The organism is Streptomyces sp. 1331.2 (genome assembly GCF_900199205.1).
In the GTDB taxonomy this organism is placed as follows: domain Bacteria; phylum Actinomycetota; class Actinomycetes; order Streptomycetales; family Streptomycetaceae; genus Kitasatospora.
The window spans coordinates 2,944,992-2,964,647 of the sequence record NZ_OBMJ01000001.1 but is presented as its reverse complement, the minus strand read 5'-3'; the positions used below and the strand labels follow the sequence as shown (position 1 = coordinate 2,964,647).

Annotated in this window: 20 protein-coding genes and 1 pseudogene; 13 read left to right on the top strand and 8 right to left on the bottom strand. The window is 71.5% G+C overall.

Annotated features, from left to right (window positions below; all coding sequences use genetic code 11):
- Positions 1-23: 23 nt before the first annotated feature.
- Entirely contained in the window at positions 24-386 is a 363-nt protein-coding gene (locus tag CRP52_RS12465; protein WP_097236464.1) for a cupin domain-containing protein, read from the bottom strand.
- A gap of 150 nt (positions 387-536) precedes the next feature.
- Entirely contained in the window at positions 537-1,202 is a 666-nt protein-coding gene (gene msrA, locus CRP52_RS12460) for a peptide-methionine (S)-S-oxide reductase MsrA (protein ID WP_097236463.1), read from the bottom strand.
- Between the two features lie 200 nt (positions 1,203-1,402).
- Here msrA and CRP52_RS12455 point away from each other — a divergent pair, with 200 nt between their 5' ends.
- Entirely contained in the window at positions 1,403-2,557 is a 1,155-nt protein-coding gene (locus CRP52_RS12455) for a cystathionine gamma-synthase (protein WP_097236462.1), read from the top strand.
- Positions 2,558-2,580: 23 nt separating this feature from the next.
- On the opposite strand, the gene CRP52_RS12450 is transcribed toward CRP52_RS12455, so the two are convergent.
- Positions 2,581-3,063: a MarR family winged helix-turn-helix transcriptional regulator gene (locus CRP52_RS12450; protein ID WP_097236461.1), complete on the bottom strand. Its 483-nt coding sequence runs from the start codon at positions 3,061-3,063 to the stop codon at positions 2,581-2,583.
- A 134-nt stretch (positions 3,064-3,197) separates the two neighbouring features.
- Here CRP52_RS12450 and ilvA point away from each other — a divergent pair, with 134 nt between their 5' ends.
- The 3 genes from ilvA (at position 3,198) to CRP52_RS12435 (ending at position 6,541) form a co-directional block, all read left to right on the top strand.
- Positions 3,198-4,409 carry a threonine ammonia-lyase gene (gene ilvA / locus CRP52_RS12445; RefSeq protein ID WP_097236460.1) on the top strand — a complete coding sequence of 404 codons (1,212 nt, stop codon included), beginning with the start codon at positions 3,198-3,200 and terminating at the stop codon, positions 4,407-4,409.
- Positions 4,410-4,596: 187 nt separating this feature from the next.
- The gene (locus tag CRP52_RS12440) at positions 4,597-5,682 is read left to right on the top strand and encodes an ATP-binding cassette domain-containing protein (RefSeq protein ID WP_097236459.1); all 1,086 of its coding nucleotides are present in this window, start codon (positions 4,597-4,599) and stop codon (positions 5,680-5,682) included.
- Between the two features lies 1 nt (position 5,683).
- Positions 5,684-6,541, top strand: a complete 858-nt coding sequence (locus CRP52_RS12435; RefSeq protein WP_097236458.1) for an ABC transporter permease — start codon at positions 5,684-5,686, stop codon at positions 6,539-6,541.
- Between the two features lie 78 nt (positions 6,542-6,619).
- Here the strand turns inward: CRP52_RS12435 and greA are convergent, their stop codons facing one another.
- Positions 6,620-7,120 (bottom strand): transcription elongation factor GreA, encoded by a 501-nt coding sequence (greA, locus tag CRP52_RS12430; RefSeq protein ID WP_097236457.1) that lies wholly within the window; start codon positions 7,118-7,120, stop codon positions 6,620-6,622.
- Positions 7,121-7,403: 283 nt separating this feature from the next.
- Positions 7,404-7,817: a DUF4307 domain-containing protein gene (locus tag CRP52_RS12425; protein ID WP_097236456.1), complete on the bottom strand. Its 414-nt coding sequence runs from the start codon at positions 7,815-7,817 to the stop codon at positions 7,404-7,406.
- Between the two features lie 242 nt (positions 7,818-8,059).
- On the opposite strand from CRP52_RS12425, the gene mca reads away from it, so the two are divergent.
- Entirely contained in the window at positions 8,060-8,965 is a 906-nt protein-coding gene (gene mca / locus CRP52_RS12420) for a mycothiol conjugate amidase Mca (RefSeq protein WP_097240038.1), read from the top strand.
- A 49-nt stretch (positions 8,966-9,014) separates the two neighbouring features.
- The gene (locus tag CRP52_RS12415) at positions 9,015-9,206 is read left to right on the top strand and encodes a hypothetical protein (RefSeq protein WP_097236455.1); all 192 of its coding nucleotides are present in this window, start codon (positions 9,015-9,017) and stop codon (positions 9,204-9,206) included.
- Between the two features lie 118 nt (positions 9,207-9,324).
- On the opposite strand, the gene CRP52_RS12410 is transcribed toward CRP52_RS12415, so the two are convergent.
- Positions 9,325-9,717, bottom strand: coding sequence for a hypothetical protein (locus tag CRP52_RS12410; protein ID WP_097236454.1), 393 nt, complete (start codon positions 9,715-9,717; stop codon positions 9,325-9,327).
- 1,111 nt (positions 9,718-10,828) lie between these two features.
- Between CRP52_RS12410 and CRP52_RS12405 the strand changes: the two genes are divergently transcribed.
- Entirely contained in the window at positions 10,829-11,089 is a 261-nt protein-coding gene (locus CRP52_RS12405; RefSeq protein WP_097240037.1) for a helix-turn-helix domain-containing protein, read from the top strand.
- A 104-nt stretch (positions 11,090-11,193) separates the two neighbouring features.
- On the opposite strand, the gene CRP52_RS12400 is transcribed toward CRP52_RS12405, so the two are convergent.
- A complete protein-coding gene (locus CRP52_RS12400; protein ID WP_097236453.1) occupies positions 11,194-11,424 on the bottom strand; it encodes a hypothetical protein in 231 nt (76 codons plus the stop codon).
- A gap of 269 nt (positions 11,425-11,693) precedes the next feature.
- Here CRP52_RS12400 and CRP52_RS12395 point away from each other — a divergent pair, with 269 nt between their 5' ends.
- The 4 genes and pseudogenes from CRP52_RS12395 to CRP52_RS12380 all read left to right on the top strand — a co-directional run bounded on the left by CRP52_RS12395 (position 11,694) and on the right by CRP52_RS12380 (position 16,835).
- On the top strand, positions 11,694-11,897 hold the full coding sequence (locus CRP52_RS12395) for a cold-shock protein (protein WP_097236452.1): 204 nt from the start codon (positions 11,694-11,696) through the stop codon (positions 11,895-11,897).
- Positions 11,898-12,282: 385 nt separating this feature from the next.
- Complete coding sequence (locus CRP52_RS12390; protein WP_097236451.1) at positions 12,283-13,749, top strand: DEAD/DEAH box helicase; 1,467 nt, start codon at positions 12,283-12,285, stop codon at positions 13,747-13,749.
- A 170-nt stretch (positions 13,750-13,919) separates the two neighbouring features.
- Positions 13,920-16,012: pseudogene (locus CRP52_RS12385) on the top strand (thioredoxin domain-containing protein).
- Positions 16,013-16,106: 94 nt separating this feature from the next.
- Complete coding sequence (locus CRP52_RS12380; RefSeq protein WP_097236450.1) at positions 16,107-16,835, top strand: GNAT family N-acetyltransferase; 729 nt, start codon at positions 16,107-16,109, stop codon at positions 16,833-16,835.
- A gap of 5 nt (positions 16,836-16,840) precedes the next feature.
- On the opposite strand, the gene CRP52_RS12375 is transcribed toward CRP52_RS12380, so the two are convergent.
- Entirely contained in the window at positions 16,841-17,200 is a 360-nt protein-coding gene (locus tag CRP52_RS12375; RefSeq protein WP_097236449.1) for a hypothetical protein, read from the bottom strand.
- 67 nt (positions 17,201-17,267) lie between these two features.
- Between CRP52_RS12375 and CRP52_RS12370 the strand changes: the two genes are divergently transcribed.
- Both CRP52_RS12370 and CRP52_RS12365 read left to right on the top strand, forming a co-directional pair.
- Complete coding sequence (locus CRP52_RS12370) at positions 17,268-19,025, top strand: alpha/beta hydrolase (protein ID WP_097236448.1); 1,758 nt, start codon at positions 17,268-17,270, stop codon at positions 19,023-19,025.
- A complete protein-coding gene (locus CRP52_RS12365) occupies positions 19,022-19,654 on the top strand; it encodes a hypothetical protein (protein WP_097236447.1) in 633 nt (210 codons plus the stop codon). Before CRP52_RS12370 ends, CRP52_RS12365 begins: the two co-directional genes overlap by 4 nt.
- The last annotated feature ends 2 nt before the right edge of the window (positions 19,655-19,656 follow it).

Genomic DNA, 19,656 nt, shown 5'->3' with positions numbered 1-19,656 from the left:
CCGCCCGGCCCCGAGGCCGCGGCTCAGCGCTTCGCGTAGTCCGCGAAGCCCTGCCAGTCGATGACGACGCAGCGCTCGTCGCCGAGGATCCAGGCATCGTGCCCGGGCGGGCAGACCATGTAGTCGCCGGGGCCGAACTCGGACTCCTGGCCGTCGTCCATGACGATCTTCATCCGGCCGGAGACCACGTACCCCCGGTGGGCGGCCTGGCAGCTGTCGGTCTTGGCGATCGGCTTCACGTGCTTGGACCACTGCCAGCCCGGCTCGAACACCGCCCTGCCGACCGGGCCGGAGTCCACGTCGACCAGGCGCAGTTCTCCCTTGCCCTCCTCGAACGGGCGGACTTCCTCAGGATCGTCGAAGCTCTTGCGGACGAGACCGGACATGGCGCTCTCTCCTCTCCCCGGAGGGAGGGCGGCCCGGCCGCCGGTAGGGGCCGGGCCGCTCCTGCTGGCCCTTCCAGTCTGCGCCCGGGCCCGGGAGCGGTCACCTCGGGTCGCCGGCCGGGCGGGCGGCTCGGGGCGCCGGCGCCCGCGTCAGCCCTGGGTGCGGGCGACGCCGATCGGGCAGGAGGCGCCCGTCCCACCGAGACCGCAGTAGCCGTTGGGGTTCTTGGCCTCCGACAGGTACTGCTGGTGGTACGGCTCGGCCGGGTAGAACGGGCCGGCCGGGGCAATCTCAGTGGTGATCGGGCCGTAACCGAGCGCGGTCAGGGCCGGCTGGAAGGCCTCCCGGGAGACCGCCGCCGCCTCCGCCTGGGCGGCGGAGTGGGTGTAGACGGCGGAGCGGTACTGGGTGCCCACGTCGTTGCCCTGGCGGTTGCCCTGGGTCGGGTCGTGCGCCTCCCAGAACGTCTTCAGCAGGCGCTCGTAGGAGACCACCGCCGGGTCGTACACCACCCGGACCGCCTCGGTGTGCCCGGTCAGCCCGCTGCACACCTCCTCGTACGTCGGGTTCGGGGTGTAGCCGCCCTGGTAGCCGACCAGCGTCGTCCAGACGCCGGGCAGGCGCCAGAACGTCCGCTCGGCGCCCCAGAAGCAGCCCAGCCCGAAGTCGGCCACCTCCAGGCCCTCCGGGTAGGGGCCGAGCAGCGGGTGCCCGAGGACGGTGTGCGGCGCACGCAGGTCGAAGCCGGCGGCCTCCCGGCCGGGCAGCGCCTGGTCGGCGGGAACGAGCGAGGTCTTGTGGCGGTTGAACAGCACGGCCTGCTCCAGCTGGTCGGGAAACGTGGCGCAGTGTGCAACGCGAACGGCCGCCCGCGGATTCCGGCGCCGCCCGTCCCCTTGGGGAGGGGTACGGCGCACCGGTCTCCGTGCGCCCGCACCCCCGCTCCCACCTGCGGGTTCGTCGTGAGTTCCGATTCGGGAGGGCTACCCGGCGTTCGGCCACTAGGCTCGGACCCATGACCGAGCACCAGCTTCCCCAGGGCTTCGAGACCCTCGCCATCCACGCGGGTCAGGAAGCAGACCCCCAGACCGGGGCCGTCGTCACGCCGATCTACCAGGTGTCCACCTACAAGCAGGACGGGGTGGGCGGCCTGCGGGGCGGCTACGAGTACAGCCGCAGCGCCAACCCGACCCGCACCGCGCTGGAGGAGTGCCTCGCGGCGCTCGAAGGCGGTGCCCGCGGCCTCGCCTTCGCCTCCGGCCTGGCGGCCGAGGACACCCTGCTGCGCACCATCCTCAAGCCGGGCGACCACATCGTGATCCCCAACGACGCCTACGGCGGCACCTTCCGGCTCTTCGCCAAGGTGCTGACCCGCTGGGGCGTCGAGTTCTCCGTGGCCAACACCCAGGACCTGGCCACCGTCCGCGCGGCGCTGCGCCCCAACACCCGCGCGGTGTGGGTGGAGACGCCGTCCAACCCGCTGCTGGGCATCACCGACCTCGCCGCGCTGGCCGAGATCGCGCACGGCGCCGGCGCGCTGCTGGTGGTCGACAACACCTTCGCCAGCCCGTACCTGCAGCAGCCGATCGCGCTCGGCGCGGACGCGGTCGTGCACTCCACCACCAAGTACATGGGCGGCCACTCGGACGTGGTCGGCGGTGCGCTGGTGCTGGCCGACGCGGCCCTCGGCGAGGAGGTCACGTACCACCAGAACGCGATGGGCGCCGTCTCCGGCCCGTTCGACGCCTGGCTGGTGCTGCGCGGCATCAAGACGCTGGGCGTCCGGATGGACCGGCACAGCGCCAACGCGGAGAAGATCGCCGAGCTGCTGGCGAGCCACCCCAAGGTCAGCGAGGTGCTCTACCCGGGCCTGCCCGAGCACCCCGGCCACGACATCGCCGCCAAGCAGATGAAGGCCTTCGGCGGCATGGTCTCCTTCCGGGTCGCGGGCGGCGAGGAGGCGGCCGTCGAGGTCTGCAACCGCACGCAGCTGTTCACCCTCGGTGAGTCGCTCGGCGGCGTCGAGTCGCTGATCGAGCACCCGGGCCGGATGACCCACGCCTCGGCGGCGGGCTCCCCGCTGGAGGTGCCGGCCGACCTGGTGCGCGTCTCGGTCGGCATCGAGTCGATCGACGACCTGCTGGCCGACCTCAAGCAGGCGCTGGGCTAGGGTCCGTCAGACCCTGAGGCTGTTCACTGCCCCTGCTGGTCCGCGGTGTACGACTCCATCGCGTGGTTGAAGCGGGCCAGCAGGGCGCAGAACGCGCGCTGCTCCTCCGGGGGCCAGTCGGCGACCAGGCGGCGGGTCAACTCGGCCCGGCCGTCGCGGACTTCGTCCAGCCGGCCGGCCCCGCGCGAGGTGAGGGCGAGCCGTACGGCGCGCCGGTCGGCCGGGTCCTGCACCCGGCCGACCAGCCCGGCCGCGACCAGCGGCGCGACCTGGCGGGTCACCGTGGAGGAGTCCACCCCCAGGGACTCGGCCAGTGCCTTGACGTTGGCGGGCCCGTGCCGCTCCAGCCGGTCGAGCAGCAGGTAGGCGGCCCGGTCCAGCGCCCCGACCCCACCGCCGGAGGTCCGGACCTGTTCCATGCGGCGGGCGAACACCGCGAGCTGGTACTGGAGTTGGGTGTGCACGGGGTCGGTGCGGTCGGTGGCCTGGGGCGAGGTCGTCGTCATCGCGGCTCACGATCGTCGTGCGGTGAGGGAGGCTCAGAAGCAGCAGCGTACGCGGGCACGGCGGACCCGGGAACAGGCCCGGCGTCCCGGATTGTCGGCCTGCGGCCCGGGGACGGGCCCTCTACCCTGGCGGCATGCACAACTGGCCGATCACCCTCGACGACGTCCGCGGCGCCCAGAAGATGCTCGCCGGGATCGCCCGGGTGACCCCGATGGAGGGCAGTCGGCACCTCTCCGGGCTGATCGGCGCGCCGGTGCACCTGAAGTGCGAGAACCTGCAGCGCACCGGCTCCTTCAAACTGCGCGGGGCGTACGTGCGGATCGCGGGACTCTCGCCGGTGCAACGGGCCGGCGGGGTGGTGGCGGCGAGCGCCGGGAACCACGCCCAGGGCGTGGCGCTGGCGGCCTCACTGCTGGGGGTGCGCTCGACCGTGTTCATGCCGGTCGCCGCGCCGCTGCCGAAGGTCGCGGCCACCCGCGAGTACGGCGCCGACGTACGGCTGCACGGCGCCACCGTGGACGAGGCGCTGCAGGCCGCGCAGCGCTACTCGGACGCGACCGGCGCGGTGTTCATCCACCCCTTCGACCACTGGGACGTGGTCACCGGGCAGGCGACCGTCGGGCTGGAGATCCTGGAGCAGTGCCCCGAGGTGCGCACCATCCTGGTCGGGGTGGGCGGCGGCGGGCTGCTGGCCGGGATCGCGGCGGCGGTGAAGCCGCTGCGGCCGGACGTACGGGTGATCGGGGTGCAGGCGGCCTCGGCGGCCGCGTACCCGCCCTCGCTGGCGGCCGGGCGGCCGGTGTCGCTGGAGCACTTCGCGACCATGGCCGACGGGATCATGGTCGGGCGCCCGGGGGACATCCCCTTCGAGGTGGTCAACACGCTGGCGGACGGCATCCGTACGGTCTCCGAGGACGCGCTGTCGCGGGCGCTGCTGCTCGGCCTGGAGCGGCTGAAGCTGGTGGTGGAGCCGGCCGGGGCGGCCCCGATCGCGGCGCTGCTGGAGCAGCCGGACTCCTTCGAGGGCCCGGTGGTGGCGGTGCTGTCCGGCGGGAACATCGACCCGCAGCTGATGCAGCGGGTGCTGCGGCACGGGCTGGCGGCGGCCGGGCGCTACCTGTCGCTGCGGGTGCGGCTGGCGGACAAGCCGGGCTCGCTGGCGGACCTGCTGGGCGTGCTGACCAGGCTGGACGCCAACGTGCTGGACGTGGCGCACGTGCGGATCGATCCGCGGTTGGGGCTGACCGAGGTCGAGGTGGACCTGCACCTGGAGACCAAGGGGCCGGAGCACTGCGCGGCGGTGGTCGGGGAGCTGCGGGACGCGGGGTACGTGGTCTCCGAGTAGGCGTCGGGGGAGTGGATCAGTCCTTGGGGAGTGGGCCTGCAGCCCTTGACGCGATATATCGCGTGCTGGGAGACTCGCGATACATCGCGTTCGAGTCCCGCGGGTCGAGAATCGAGTCGCCCGTGCGCCCGAAACCGGGGCAGAGTGGGACAGATCGCTCCACACGTCCGAGGAGATGAGGCAGGCCATGGCGCCAGCCATCCAAGCCGAGAACCTGGTGAAGACCTTCGGCGACGTACGAGCCCTGGACGGCGTCAGCCTCGACGTCCCCGAGGGCACGGTGCTCGGGCTGCTCGGCCCGAACGGCGCGGGGAAGACCACCACCGTGCGGGTCCTCACCACCCTGCTCCGACCCGACTCCGGCCACGCGGTGGTCGCCGGGGTCGACGTGCTCAAGAACCCCAACCAGGTCCGCAGCCTGATCGGCCTGTCCGGCCAGTACGCGGCGGTCGACGAGTACCTGACCGGCTTCGAGAACCTCACGATGGTCGGCGAGCTCTACCAGATGAGCAGCCGCGACGCGAAGGCGCGCGCGCTGGAACTGCTGGAGTGGTTCAACCTCAGCGACGCCAAGGACCGCACCGCCAAGACCTACTCCGGCGGCATGCGCCGCCGCCTGGACCTCGCCGCGGCGCTGGTCGTCCGGCCGCCGGTGATGTTCCTGGACGAGCCGACCACGGGCCTCGACCCGCGCAACCGGCTCGCGCTCTGGGAGGTCATCGAGACCCTCGTGGAGCAGGGCACCACGCTGCTGCTCACCACCCAGTACCTGGAGGAGGCCGACCGGCTCGCCCACGACATCGCCGTGGTCGACCAAGGCCGGGTCATCGCGCGCGGCACCGCCGACCAGCTCAAGGCGCAGATCGGCGGCGAGCGGATCGAGGTCGTGGTGCACGAGCCCGGCCTGGTCGCCGACGCGGTCGCCGCGCTGTCCGGCTACGCGCTGAGCGAGCCCGCGGTGGAGAAGAACACCCGGAAGATCACCCTGCCGATCAGCGGCGGCGCCCGGGTGCTCGCCGACGCGATCCGCGAACTCGACGCCCGCGGGATCGAGATCGACGACATCGGGCTGCGCCGTCCGACCCTGGACGACGTCTTCCTCACCCTCACCGGCCACGTCGCCGAGGCGGCCGAGGAGGAGGGCGGCACCGGCGCCAAGGACCGCGGCCGGGGCGGCCGGGGCCGCGGAAAGCCGGGCGGCGGCGACGCGGACGACAGCGGCGGCGGACAGGGCCCCGAGCAGCAGGCCGTCACGGCCGGAACGGAGCGCTGAGATGAGCACCGCCACCGAGCACGCCATCGGCGCCGCGATGCCGACGCCCCGCCGGGGCCTGTCCGCGACCCTGCACGACTCCTGGGTGGTCGCCAAGCGCAACCTGCGCCGGATGTCCCGGATCCCCGAGATCGTGGTCTTCGGGCTCATGCAGCCGGTCATGTTCGTGCTGCTGTTCTCGTACGTCATGGGCGGGGCGATCCGGATCCCCGGGGCGAACTCCAGCTCCCACACGTACATCCAGTTCCTGATGGCCGGCATCTTCGCCCAGACCGTCACCTTCGCCGTCGCCGGCGCCTCGGCCGGCATCGCGGAGGACATGACCAAGGGCCTGGTGGACCGCTTCCGCTCGCTGCCGATGGCCCGCTCGGCGGTGCTGGTCGGCCGCACCCTCGCCGACCTGTGCCAGACCGCGTTCACCCTGGTCGTGCTGGCGCTGGTCGCGCTGCTGGTCGGCTGGCGGATCCACGAGGGGCTGCTCAAGGCGCTCGGCGCGTTCGGCCTGCTGCTCCTGCTCGGCTACGCCTTCTCCTGGATCGGAGCGCTGATCGGGCTGTCGGTGCGCAGCCCCGAGGCGGCCACCTCGGCCGGGCTGATCTGGCTGTTCCCGCTGACCTTCGTGTCCAACGCCTTCGTGCCGGTCAGCTCGATGCCGGGCTGGCTGCAGCAGGTCGCGTACTGGAACCCGTTCAGTGCCACCGTGCAGGCCTGCCGGGTGCTGTTCGGCAACCAGGTCGGGCCGGTGGACCCGGCCTGGCCGATGCAGCACGCGGCGCTGGTGTCGGTGCTCTGGTCCGTGGTCATCACGGCGGTGTTCTCGTGGCTGTCGGTGCGCAAGTACCGCTCGTCCACGGCCTGAGGCGGTACCGCCGCCTACGCGGGAGGGCGGCCGCGGAGTCACTGACTCCGCGGCCGCCCTCGACCGTGCGGGGCCGGCTCAGCCGGCGTGCGGCACGACCTTGACGATCTTCACCATGGCCGGCTTGCCGTTCGGCAGGTCGTAGGTGGCCTCGTCGCCGATCCGCTTGCCGTCGATCGCGCGACCCAGCGGCGACTGCGGCGAGTAGACGTCCAGGTCGTCGGCGCCCGCGACCTCGCGGGAGGCCAGCAGGAACTCCATCAGGTCGTCCTCGTCGCCGTCGAAGGCGACCGTGACGACCATGCCCGGGGCCACCATGCCCGAGTCGGCCGGGGCCTCGCCGACCTTGGCGCGCTCCAGCAGCTGGGTCAGCTGGCGGATGCGCAGCTCGTACTTGCCCTGCTCCTCCTTCGCCGCGTGGTAACCGGCGTTCTCCTTGAGGTCGCCCTCCTCGCGCGCCGCCTCGATCTTCTGGGCGATCTCGATGCGCCAGGGCCCGGTCAGGTGATCCAGCTCGGCCTTGAGCTGGTCGTAGCCGGCCTGAGTGAGCCAGGTCACGTTCTCACTGGTCTGGGTCACGGGTGCTCCTCGTAGGTGCTGGGGCTGTGCTGAGGGTGTGAGTCGTCAGCAGGGTCGGTGGGTGGTGATATCGGTCTCAACTACAAAGCAACGCCCGCTCCCGTACCATCCGGTGCGGAAGGGGCGAAACCACGAGACTAACAAGTCCTGCCGACAAGCGGGAGGGGCGTTGGCGCGCCATTGACGGCGGCGTCACGCCCCGGTGTACAGAACGCGTACGGGACGCGTACAGGACGGTGCGGGGACCTCCTACGGATGCCCGCTCCCGGATCGAATATGCGCCCTACTTCGCGGGCGTGCAGCCCAGCAGTTCGGCGGTGGTACCGCGGGCCGTGGTGCGCAGGGTGACCACGGCGTCGTAGCTGTCGCCCGCCGCCGGGACGGGGAAGTCGGCCACCCCGACCACCGCGTGGTCGTCGCCCTGCGAACGGACCGTACAGGTGCCCGCCTGCCCGTCCCCCTTGCGCACGGTGAGGTGCAGCTGGACCTCGGAGTCGGAGAGCACCTGGAAGGTCGGCACCGAGCCGTTGATCTTCGTCTCGCGCAGCAGGTACGAGGTGCCCAGCCAGGCGATCAGGCCCAGGCCCAGCACGCCGCAGACCGCGCCGACCACCTTCAGGCGGCGGTCCGAGTCGCGGTCGCCGCCGCGGCCGTAGCGCCCCTCGGGAAGCGGGGTGGCGGTGGTCTCTGCAGTCATCGGACTCTGTCCTCTCCTGGGGAGGGGCCGCGCGGGTGGTGCGGGGGAATGCGACGCTCCTCCAGTCCGTCACTATAGGAGGGGCACGCCCGCGGCCGGTCCGGCGGGGGCAGGGCCCGGTCCGGTCGGCGGTTCGCGCGGGTCGGCCCCGCGGCGACGCGGCCCCGAAGTGAGCGGTTCGTACGGTGGTGGGCGACCCGGACTTCGCGGAACGCCCGAGGATGTGGAAGGAACGCAAGGCGTTGACTGAGCAGTTGCGACTGATGGCGGTGCACGCCCACCCGGACGACGAGTCCAGCAAGGGCGCGGCCACCATGGCCATGTACGTCGAACAGGGTGTGGACGTGCTGGTGGCCACCTGCACGGGGGGCGAGCGCGGGTCGGTCCTCAACCCCAAGCTCCAGGGGGACCCGTACATCGAGGAGAACATCCACGAGGTCCGGCGCAAGGAGATGGACGAGGCGCGCGCCATCCTCGGCGTCAAGCAGGCCTGGCTGGGCTTCGTGGACTCCGGGCTGCCCGAGGGTGACCCGCTGCCCCCGCTGCCGGAGGGCTGCTTCGCCCTGCAGGACGTGAAGGAGGCGGCCGAGCCGCTGGTCCGGCTGATCCGCGAGTTCAAGCCGCAGGTCATCACGACCTACGACGAGAACGGCGGCTACCCGCACCCGGACCACATCATGACCCACAAGATCACCATGCTGGCCTTCGACGCCGCGGGCGACCCGGACGCCTACCCCGAGGCCGGCGAGCCCTGGCAGCCGCTCAAGGTCTACTACAACCACGGCTTCCCGATGGGCCGCATCCGCGCCCTGCACCAGTACCTCACCGAGCACGGCCACGAGTCGCCGTACGGCGAGTGGATCGAGGGCTGGGAGAAGAGCGGCCGCAAGGAGCGGGAGATCACCACTCGGGTCCGCTGCGACGACTGGTTCGAGACCCGCGACCGCGCGCTGATCGCCCACGCCACCCAGATCGACCCGGACGGCCCGTGGTTCCGCGTCCCGCTGGAGGTCCAGCGCGAGGTGTGGCCCACCGAGGACTACGAGCTCGCCCGTACCCTGGTCGACGTGGACCTGCCGGAGGACGACCTGTTCGCCGGCCTGCGCACCCCCACCGTGGCGGCCGAGGCCGCCGACACGCGCGACTGAACCACCCCCCGATGGCCCGGCTCCCCGTGAGCCGGGCCACCATAGAGATATGAGCGCCCCCGTGAACCTCATCAGCCTCGCCGCCGACCTCGCCGTCGACGACGCCAAGGTCACCCCCGGTCTCCTCGGCTTCGTCGTCTTCGCCGCCCTCGGCGTGGCGACCTGGTTCCTGGCCAAGTCGATGAACCGGCAGTTCAAGAAGGTCGACTTCGTGGAGGAGCCGGAGGCTCCGAAGGAGTGAGTCCCCGGCCCCCGCCTCGTGCCGGTGCGCGAGGACGGGGGCACTCCGCGTGCTGTGCCCCCACTCGGCGCAGGCGGCGACGATCAGGCCCGGGCGCCGACGATCCCGGGAGGGCGCGTCATTGGTCGGTGTAGCTGAGGTCCCCCACGGTCCAGCTGCTGATGTCGGCGATGGAGATGCGGTACATGCCTCCGGTGTGCGGCAGCCCGTAGCTGCCTTGCAGGATTCGGGCGACGTGCAGGTGCAGGTGCGTCGGCCGAGCTGGGTGTGAGGTGCCATCACCGATATCGCCGGTGCCGCGGCCTGCGGGGTTCGAGAACAGTGCGGCGAACGGCTTCAAGTGGTCCGAGGCCGACAGGACTTCGGCGACCCGCTCGTGCCACAGGCTCTCCGGCGCCAGGCGCCCGGTGATGACCGCGCCCGGAACGACCACGGTCAGGGGCATCTGGTTGCTGTGCTCGGACTCCACCATCGCGGCGATCTCGACGAGCAGCGCATCAGGGTTCGACATGCCCCCAGAGGATAGTTCCAGCCGCAGCACACGCGCACGACCGCCCCCGAACGGACTCCGGCTGTGGCTCGTCGCGCGCCGACACCGGCGGGCCGTGCCGATCCCGTAGCGGTGATCGGGCGCGGGAAAATGTGATGCGGCCGAGAGAGATATCTGGCGGCCCGGTGCGGCCGCCGCCGACGTGCGCCCCGCCGGCCGTCGGCGACGGAGACGACAGGGTCCTGAGCCGGCTGCTGGCGCGCCTGGCCGAACAGGCCATCGTCGTCGACCTCATGCCCTGCGTGATGCCCTCTCGCAGCATCCGCAGGCTGCCGGCCTGGACTGCTCCGACCGTTAGTGCTCCGCCTCCGCGCGAAAACCTGCTCCGGCGAGAGTAGACATTGCTCGGTGCTCTGTGTAGTGTTCCTGGTGTTGGAAGAGCAGGACAGCAGGACGGGCAGACACGAACTGCCCGGGTGGTACAGCAGTGATGCATGAGGCGTGCAGGTCGTCAGTCCGCGGGGCCCGGTCATGGCAGGGGTCCGGCGGGGGCGGGTGACCTGCCAGGCGCGTCGGGCCCGGTTGTGCGTGGGGTCCGAGGCGGTGGCGGTCGCGCACGTGCAGGAACGCAGTACCGGCAGCACCCGGGGAGCCGGGCCTCCAGCAGTACCGGAGGTTCGCACCGCGCAGTATCAGCAGGACGGGTGCCGCCAGCAGTTCGCAGTACCCAGCAGTTCGCACGATGTACAACAGAGGAGAAGGGAAGGGTTCACCCAGCCGGATCGCCCGCCCCGGCGCACATTCACTGCCGGGCGGTCACCGCAGTACCCATCGTCATGGAACGTCATGGAAGAGGTGGTTCTCGGTCACGCATACGCGATCCCCGCATCCCGTCCATCCCCTGGGCGGTGCGGACACTACGGGCCGACCCGACGGTCGGCAGCAGTAGTGCAGTAGATGGTGAAGTGAAGCCCTACACCCCTGGGCCCCGGCGCACAGCGCGCCGGGGCCCTCGACCCGTTTCCCAGGAAGGAAGGTGCCGGTGGAACAGGCCACCCACGCCACAGACCCGAAAAAGGACCCAGTGAGCGCAGAGAGCAAGTTCGACGACGACGACTACCCCGCCTACACCATGGGCCGGGCCGCAGAGATCCTGGGCACCACGCCGGGCTTCCTCCGCAGCCTCGACGAGGCCAAACTCATCGCCCCGCAGCGCTCCGCCGGCGGTCACCGCCGCTACTCCCGCTACCAGTTGCGCATCGCCGCCCGCGCCCGCGAGATCGTCGACCAGGGCACCCCCCTCGACGCGGCGTGCCGCATCATCATCCTCGAAGACCAGCTCGAAGAGGCCCTGCGCATCAACGCCGAACTCCGGCGCGACCACCCCAGGTAGCGCCGCGCCCACGCGACCTCTTCAGGAGCGCGAAGATCGGGTCCCGGCGCCGAAGCGCCAAGGCGCACGGGTCCTGCGGCAATCCGGTGCCGGCACGGCCGGGGTCAGAGCCTGTGCATCGCGGTGTACGGCTGCGTGAGGCGTTCCTGCCGCGATCCGAAGTCGACGAGGACGGCGATGTCGCTACCGCCCTCGACACCGATGACCCGGCCGAGGCCGAACCCGTCGTGGGTGACACGGTCGCCGACGGCGAAGTGCTTGCGCGGCGCTGCCTCCGCCTGGCGCTTGAAGGGGCTGGTGGGCAAGGGGCGGCGAGGTGCTGCGTAATTTGTCATTCCGGCCAGTGTGCGCCGGAAAACTCGAAATGGATACCCTCGGAGGTCGGGCTCCCGCAGGACCGGAGGTGAAATATCCCCCCGTTTCGGGCCCCGGCCTGCTAGAGTCGTACCAGTTGCAGTAGTGGTTCCCATGAACTTTGTGTGCGCCTGCCTGTGTTGCGGGCGCATTTTTGTTCCCCCGGCTCTTCCCCGGGCGGGTTCTCCATGCGGCGTACTCGAAGTCCGCGGTCCGCGCGCTTCGGACTGCCCCTTGAAGGAGATTTTTTATGGCTAATGGCACTGTGAAGTGGTTCAACTCGGAGAAGGGCTTCGGCTTCATCGAGCAGGAGGGTGGCGGCCCCGACGTCTTCGCCCACTTCTCGAACATCCAGGCCAACGGCTTCCGTGAGCTGCTCGAGGGCCAGAAGGTCGAGTTCGACGTCACGCAGGGCCAGAAGGGCCCGCAGGCCGAGAACATTCGCCCGCTGTAGTACCGCCACGGCACCCGCCTGGCAGCGAGGGGCCCGCACTGCTTACATGCCAGTGCGGGCCCTTCGGCATCGCACGACAACACACGTCGCACGACAACGCACCCGGCCGTCCGGAACCTGTCGGTTCCGTCACCGCCGACCACTCACGCGAGACGCACGGCGCCGCTCCTGGCGCCGCGTCCTGACCACGTGACGCCGCGCATTCCGTGGTTCTCCGCTACCGCCTTGCGCGGCGAACCCCACGCGGTGGGTGATGTGCCGCACGGTTCTCCCGTCCACGCTCCACCCATCGCATCTCCCGGCCCGTTCCCTCGCGGTCTTCCGCCGTCGCCCTGCGTCGGCCGAGTCCTCCTCGTGACGCGCCGCTCCGAGGAAGGTCTCCCGCATGAACCGCTCCAGCCGTTCCCCGTATCAGAACGCCCACCGCCGCTCCTCTGGCATGAACGACCGTCAAGGGTCCACCGGTCGGGATGAGTTCACGATGCCGGCGAGCACCTCCCCGGCGCTGCCGGCCGTCACGTCCTTCGAGGGGTTGGACCTGCCCGACGCGCTGCTGTCGGTCCTGGTCCGCCAGGGCGTCACCGTGCCCTTCCCGATCCAGGCGGCGACGCTGCCGAACTCGCTCGCAGGCCGCGACGTGCTGGGGCGCGGGCAGACCGGTTCGGGCAAGACCCTCGCGTTCGGGCTCGCGGTGCTGGCCCGCACCGCCGGGCGCAAGGCCGAGCCGCGCCGCCCGCTGGCGTTGGTGCTGGTGCCGACCCGTGAGTTGGCGCAGCAGGTCACCGAGGCGCTCACTCCCTTTGCCCGTGCTCTCCGGCTGCGGATGGCGAGTGTGGTGGGCGGGATGTCGATCGGCGGGCAGGCACGGATGCTGAACCGCGGGGCGGAGGTCGTTGTGGCCACCCCGGGGCGGTTGAAGGACCTGATCCAGCGAGGCGACTGCGAACTGCACCAGGTCGGAGTCACGGTGCTGGACGAGGCCGACCAGATGGCCGACATGGGCTTCCTTCCCCAGGTCACCGAGCTTCTTGAGCAGGTCGCCGAAGACGGTCAGACGATGCTGTTCTCCGCGACCCTGGACCGCAACGTGGACCGGCTGGTGCGGCGGTTCCTCGATGACCCGGTCACGCACTCGGTGGACCCGTCGACCGCGGCTGTCAGCACGATGGAGCACCACGTGCTGGGGGTGCAGTCCTTCGACAAGGACGCCACGATCGCCCACATCGCCTCCCGCGAGGGCGGGGTGATCATGTTCATCGACACCAAGCACGGTGCGGACCGCCTGGTGGAGTACCTGCTCACGAACGGCGTGAAGGCCGCGGCCCTGCACGGCGGCAAGTCCCAGCCCCAGCGCACCCGCACCCTGGAGCAGTTTCGCTCCGGCGAGGTGACGGCGCTGATCGCGACCAACGTCGCCGCCCGCGGAATCCACGTCGACGGGCTGGACCTCGTCGTCAACCTGGACCCGCCGAGCGACCACAAGGACTACCTCCACCGGGGCGGCCGGACCGCCCGCGCCGGCGAGTCCGGGACCGTCGTGACCCTGGTGCTGCCCGCCCAGCGCCGCGAGATGGCCCGCCTGATGGCCAAGGCGGCCATCACCCCCGTGACCACCAAGGTCAGTGCGGGCGGCGAGGAGCTGGCTCGCATCACCGGCGCCCGCACCCCCACCGGCATCCCCACTGTGATCGCCGACCCCGTCGTCGAACGGCCACGGCGCAACCCCTCCGCCGGCCGGAGCCGCTACGGCCGCCCGGCCCGCACCGCCGGTACCCGCGCTGCCGCCGGTCGTGACGACCGGAGCTCTGCTGACCGCCGCCGCACCCCCGGGCGCCCCACGCTCGCCGGGTAGCAGGCGACTTCTGGTCCGCGACGAGGACTGCCACTGTGCGGGCGTGCCTGACGTCGTGAGTCGCTGCGGACATTCGGCCGCGAGGGCGGCCGAGCTCGCGGCTTTCAGACGCTCGGAGCTACCGCGCGGATGGCATAGGTGGATGCTTCCGGTCGTGGGACGATAGCGACATGAACCGACTCGCTGACGCGACGTCGCCATACCTGCTCCAGCACGCCTCCAATCCGGTGGATTGGTGGCCATGGGGAGAGGAGGCGATCAATGAAGCCAAGCGGCGGGACGTGCCCATTCTCTTGAGTGTGGGCTATGCGTCCTGCCACTTATGCTTCTGCTAATTCACTGGTGCCACGTGATGGCGCACGAGAGCTTCGAGGACGCCGGGCTCGCCGGATACCTGAACGAGCGGTTCGTCGCGGTGAAGGTCGACCGGGAGGAGCGGCCGGACGTCGACGCCGTGTACATGGAGGCCGTGCAGGCCGCCACCGGGCAGGGCGGATGGCCGATGACGGTGTTCCTCACGCCCGACAAGGAGCCGTTCTACTTCGGGACTTACTTCCCGCCGGCGCCCCGGCACGGCATGCCGTCCTTCCGCCAGGTGCTGGAGGGCGTGGACGCGGCGTGGCGGGACCGACGGCAGGAGGTCGCGGAGGTCGCCGGGCGGATCCGCGCCGACCTCGCCGAACGGGCCGCGGTCTACTCCGCCGGCGCCCACAACCCGCCCGGCGAGGCCGACCTGCACCAGGCGCTGGTGACGCTCACCCGGGAGTTCGACCAGGCCCGCGGCGGCTTCGGCGGCGCGCCCAAGTTCCCGCCGGCCATGGTGATCGAGTTCCTGCTGCGCCACCACGCGCGCACCGGCTCGCAGGCGGCGCTGGAGATGGCCGTCCGCACCGGCGAGGCGATGGCCCGCGGCGGCATCCACGACCAGCTCGGCGGCGGCTTCGCCCGGTACTCGGTGGACGCCGGCTGGGTCGTGCCGCACTTCGAGAAGATGCTGTACGACAACGCCCTGCTGCTGCGCGCCTACCTGCACCTGTGGCGGGCCACCGGCGATCAGCTCGCGCGGCGGGTCGCGCTGTCGACGGCGGACTTCCTGCTGCGCGAACTCCGCACCCCCGAAGGCGCGTTCGCCTCCGCGCTGGACGCCGACAGCCTGGACGAGGAGACCGGAACCTCCGTCGAGGGGGCGTACTACGTCTGGGAGCCCGGGCAGTTGGTCGACCTGCTCGGCCCCGCCGACGCGGCCACCGCCGCCCGACTGTTCTCGGTGACGGCGGACGGGACGTTCGAGCACGGCACCTCCGTCCTCCAACTCCTGGCCGAGCCGGGAGAGTCCACCGGAGCCTTCGCAGAGGCATTCGCGGAGTACGAGGCGATCCGGGCCCGGATGCTCGACGCCCGGGCGGCCCGGCCCGCGCCCGCGCGGGACGACAAGGTCGTCGCCGCCTGGAACGGCCTCGCCATCGCCGCGCTCGCCGAGACCGGCGCCCTGCTGGAGCGCCCCGACCTGGTCGAGGCCGCCGAGCGCGCCGCCGACCTGCTGCTCGCCGTCCACCTCACCCCCGACGGCCGGCTGCTGCGCACCTCCCGGGACGGCCGGGCCGGTGCCAACGCGGGCGTCCTGGAGGACTACGCGGACACCGCTGAGGGCTTCCTCGCGCTGTACGCCGTCACCGGCGCCGCGGAGTGGCTGCAGCTCGCCGGCGGCCTGCTCGACACCGTCCTCAAGCACTTCACCGACGAGGCCTCCGGCGCGCTCTACGACACCGCCGACGACGCCGAGAAACTGATCCGCCGCCCGCAGGACCCGACCGACAACGCCACCCCGTCCGGTTGGACGGCCGCCGCCGGCGCGCTGCTCACGTACGCCGCGTACACCGGCTCCGACCGGCACCGGACGGCCGCCGAACGGGCCCTCGGCGTGGTCGGCGCGCTCGCCGGGCGGGCGCCGCGGTTCATCGGCTGGGGCCTCGCCGTCGCCGAGGCGCTGCTCGACGGGCCGCGCGAGGTCGCCGTGGTCGGCCCGGCCGACGACCCGGCCACCGCGGCGCTGCGGCGGGCCGCGCTGCTCGGGACGGCGCCGGGGGCGGTCATCGCGGTGGGCGAGCCGGGCTCCGGGACGGACGCCGAGGTGCCGCTGCTGGCGGACCGGCCGCTGGTCGGCGGGGCGCCGGCGGCGTACGTGTGCCGGCACTTCGCCTGCGACGCGCCGACCACCGACGCGGCGGCGTTGGCGGAGCGGCTGGGCGTGGCGGTCGAGTAGCGGGGGGCCGAGCGACCGGGGAGCGGGAGCGGGGAGCCGGAAGGGGTGCGAACAATCGTTGGCGGGTGTGGGCCGGCCGGGGCGAACATGGGCCATGACCTGGACTTTCAGCACCTCCCTCGACGATTTCCGGGACGGTGGTCCGGTCGGCGGCGCCTTCCTGCAGACGCCCCCGTTCGACCCCCGGCTCTCCTTCATGCCGGAGGACGCGGCGGCCGAGCTGGCGGTCGAACTGGCCGCCGCCGGGCCCGGGTTCACCACTGTGACCGGGGTCGGCGCCGCGGCGGACACGGTCCGCGCCTTCGCCGCGGCCTGGACGGCCGCCACCGGCACCGAGCAGTCCGTGCGGGTCGACGAACGGCTGTACCGACTCGGCGAGTTGACCGACCCGCCGCGGCCGCCCGCGGGCCGTCACCGACTGGCCGGACCGGCCGACCGTGACCTGGCGATCCGCTGGTACCGGGAGTTCGGCGCCGAGGCGAAGGTCGAACTGCCGAACGTGCCAAGGGCGGTGGACGAGCGGATCGCCGCCGGCGGACTCCACCTGTGGGAGGACGAGGGCCGCCCGGTCGCCCTCGCCGCCAGCACCCCGGTGCTCGCCGGGATGTCCCGCATCGGCCTGGTCTACACGCCCACCGACCGCCGGGGTCGCGGCTACGGCAGCGCCGTCACGGCCGCCGCCTCCGCCTACGTCCTCACCCAGGGAGCAGAGGAGGTGCTGCTGTACACCGACCTCTCCAACCCGACCAGCAACTCGATCTACCAGCAGATCGGGTACCTGCCGGTGGAGGACTGCCTGATCGTGGACTTCCGGGCGCGGTAGGGGACTTACGCGTCCTTGGTGGGATGGACGCCGATCACCTTCGTCCGGAACGGGTCGCTGACGCCCGTCGCGGTGGGCGCCCCAGGCAGGTGGTCGGCGTTCACGTAGGTCTGGGCGCAGGTGATCAGGTTGCCGCCGGCAGTCTTCATGTCGCCGGAGAGCCCGTCCAGCAGCGTCTTCCAGGCGGTGCTGCACCCCTGCAGCGCCACCCCGCTCTGCCAACCCGCCAGGCTCCCGGCGGCCTTGTCGCTGGGCTCCGCCAACTTGGCGGTCTCGTCCGGGACTTTCCCGGCCACCGTCAGCGCGTTGTTCCCGGCGGCCGTCAACTCGCCCGGTTTGACGGTGAATCCGTTGCCGTCCGCCATGGTGTCCCCCCGGAGTCGCTGTGGCAGTCGTGGGCTATGGTAGCGGTGAGTACTGGGGGGAGCACTCATGGCTGATCCGGATCAGAAGTTAGCAGGGAACCGTCTCGCCCTGGCGAGCCTGAAGAACGCCAAACCGGAGGACCTGCACGCGGCGGGCGACGCCTACGACGCGCTGCACAAGGCGTACGCGCAGCACACCGCCGACTGGAAGAGCGGAACCACCGACCGGGTCCACGCCTCCGGTTGGAGCGGACCGGCCGCCGATGCCGCCATTCCCTCGCTGGACGCGACGACCACCCAACTGCACGCCGCCGACATCGAACTGGCCACCGTCGGCCAGACCCTGCGGGACTACGCCGACCTCTTCGGCCTCGCCCAGTCGAAGCTCCGGCAGGCCCTCACCGACGCAGCGGCGAAGGGCCTGACCGTCAGCGACACCGGCGCGGTGAGCTGGCCCGCGCCGACCGGCCCGGTGGACGCGAGCTGGGAGGCGAAGCAGAAGACGGCGGCCGAGGACATCGCCACGCGGATCGGCGCCGCCCTCACCGAGGCGGGGACGGCCGACCAGGCACTGGCCGCGCTGCTCAGGGGCTTCGCCCAGCACGCCACCGGAAAGTCGGGCCTGACCCTCGCGGTCGCCGAGGCCGACCAGAAGGCGGCGAACGGGCCGAACTCGCCGTACCTGAGGGACATGCCGGCGGCGGGGGCGCCGCCGACGGAGGTCAACCGCTGGTGGAACGGCCTCGACCCGGCGGGCCGGCAGTGGTTCATCGACCACCACCCGGAGAAGGTCGGGAACCTGGACGGCATCCCGGCGGAGGTGCGGGACCAGGTCAACCGGGCGTACCTGGAGAAGCGGATCCACGACCTCGACAACCTGGGGCGTCCTCGCACGAAGGATGAGGAGGCGGAGTACAAGAAGCTCGAACCCATTCGGGAACGTCTGAAGCAGGACTCCGAGGCGACGGACGGCCGTCCGCACACCTACCTGATCGGCATCGGCGCCGAAGGCCAGGGCCGCGCGATCCTGTCCTTCGGCAACCCTGACACCGCCACCGACATTTCGTCCTACGTGCCCGGAATCACCACGACCCCCGACTCGCTCGGTATGGCGAAGCCGGGAACCACGCCCGGGACCAACGAGGCGGAGAACGCGTTGAACGTCTGGCGCGAGGCCAACAAGAAGGTCAAACCCGGCGGATCGGTGGCGTCCATCATCTGGCTCGGTTACGACCCGCCGGACATCGACGTCACGGCGACGACGCCCGAGCGGGCGCTCAAGGGAGCACCCGACTACGCGAGGTTCGTCACCGGGCTCCGGGCGGCCAACACGAGCGGCCAGTGCCCGCACATCACCTCGATCGGGCACAGTTACGGCTCGCTCCTCGTCGGACAGGCCACGAAGATGGCCGCCCACCAGGGGAACTACACGCTGCCGGACGACGTGGTGATCATCGGCAGTCCCGGTGTGGGCGTGAAGCACGCCGCGGACCTGGGCATGCCCGCCGGCCATGTGTGGGCGGGCGCGGCCGCCAACGACCCGGTCACCCAGCTCCCCTCGCCGAAGACCCAGTTGGCGCCCTGGCCCTTCGGCGGACTGATCGGAGCCGACCCGCACGACCTCTGGTACGGGAGGGATCCGGCAAGCGACTCCTTCGGGGCGAAGCGCTTCACCGTCGACGGCTGGAGCAAGTCGGGGAGCTGGGTGGACTTCGGGATGCACACCAAGTACCTGGCTCCGGAGACCGGCGGCCCCTCGCTGGGCAACATCGCCGCCATCATCTCGGGCAGGCCCGACGACGTCCACGTGACGGAGGGCCGATGACGGCCCGCTGGAAGGTGATCGGTTCGATCGTGCTGTCGTTCGTCGTCCTGGTGTCTGTCGGTGCGGTGTTGTTCTCCAACGGATACGGGCCGTTGGCACTGGCCGACAGACCGGGCCGACTGGGCACGAGCGAGGCGAAGAGCCGGATCGACCGAGTCCTGCGCGCCACCATGGACGGGATCTCACCTTCACTCGCCTATGCGGGGGCCGACTTCGAGGTGATGAGGAAGCACGATCTCTGGGACGGCGAGCCGAGCATGCGATCGGACGTCACCGAGATCGTCACCGCGCGGACCGTGGTGTCGCGGGCGAAGCTGCCGCATCTGATGGATCAGGTGACCGAAACCTGGAAGGCCTTGGGGAGCCGAGTTGTCGATCGCTCGGACCCCGCCGGTGAGATCCAGGCCCTGGACGGGATCGGGCACGTGGGCGGGGAGACGCTCCTGACGCTCTACGCGAAAGCGCAGCAGGATTCGACCTACCTGGTGAACATCAGGGCAGAAGTCTCCAATGTGCTGTACCAGCCGGCCCACGAGTACGAGCCCGTGTCCCCGCTCGCCAGGACACCGCGCGACGCCAGGGGCTACGTGATCACCGACCCGGTGACCGATCCGTACTGGTCGCACTGACC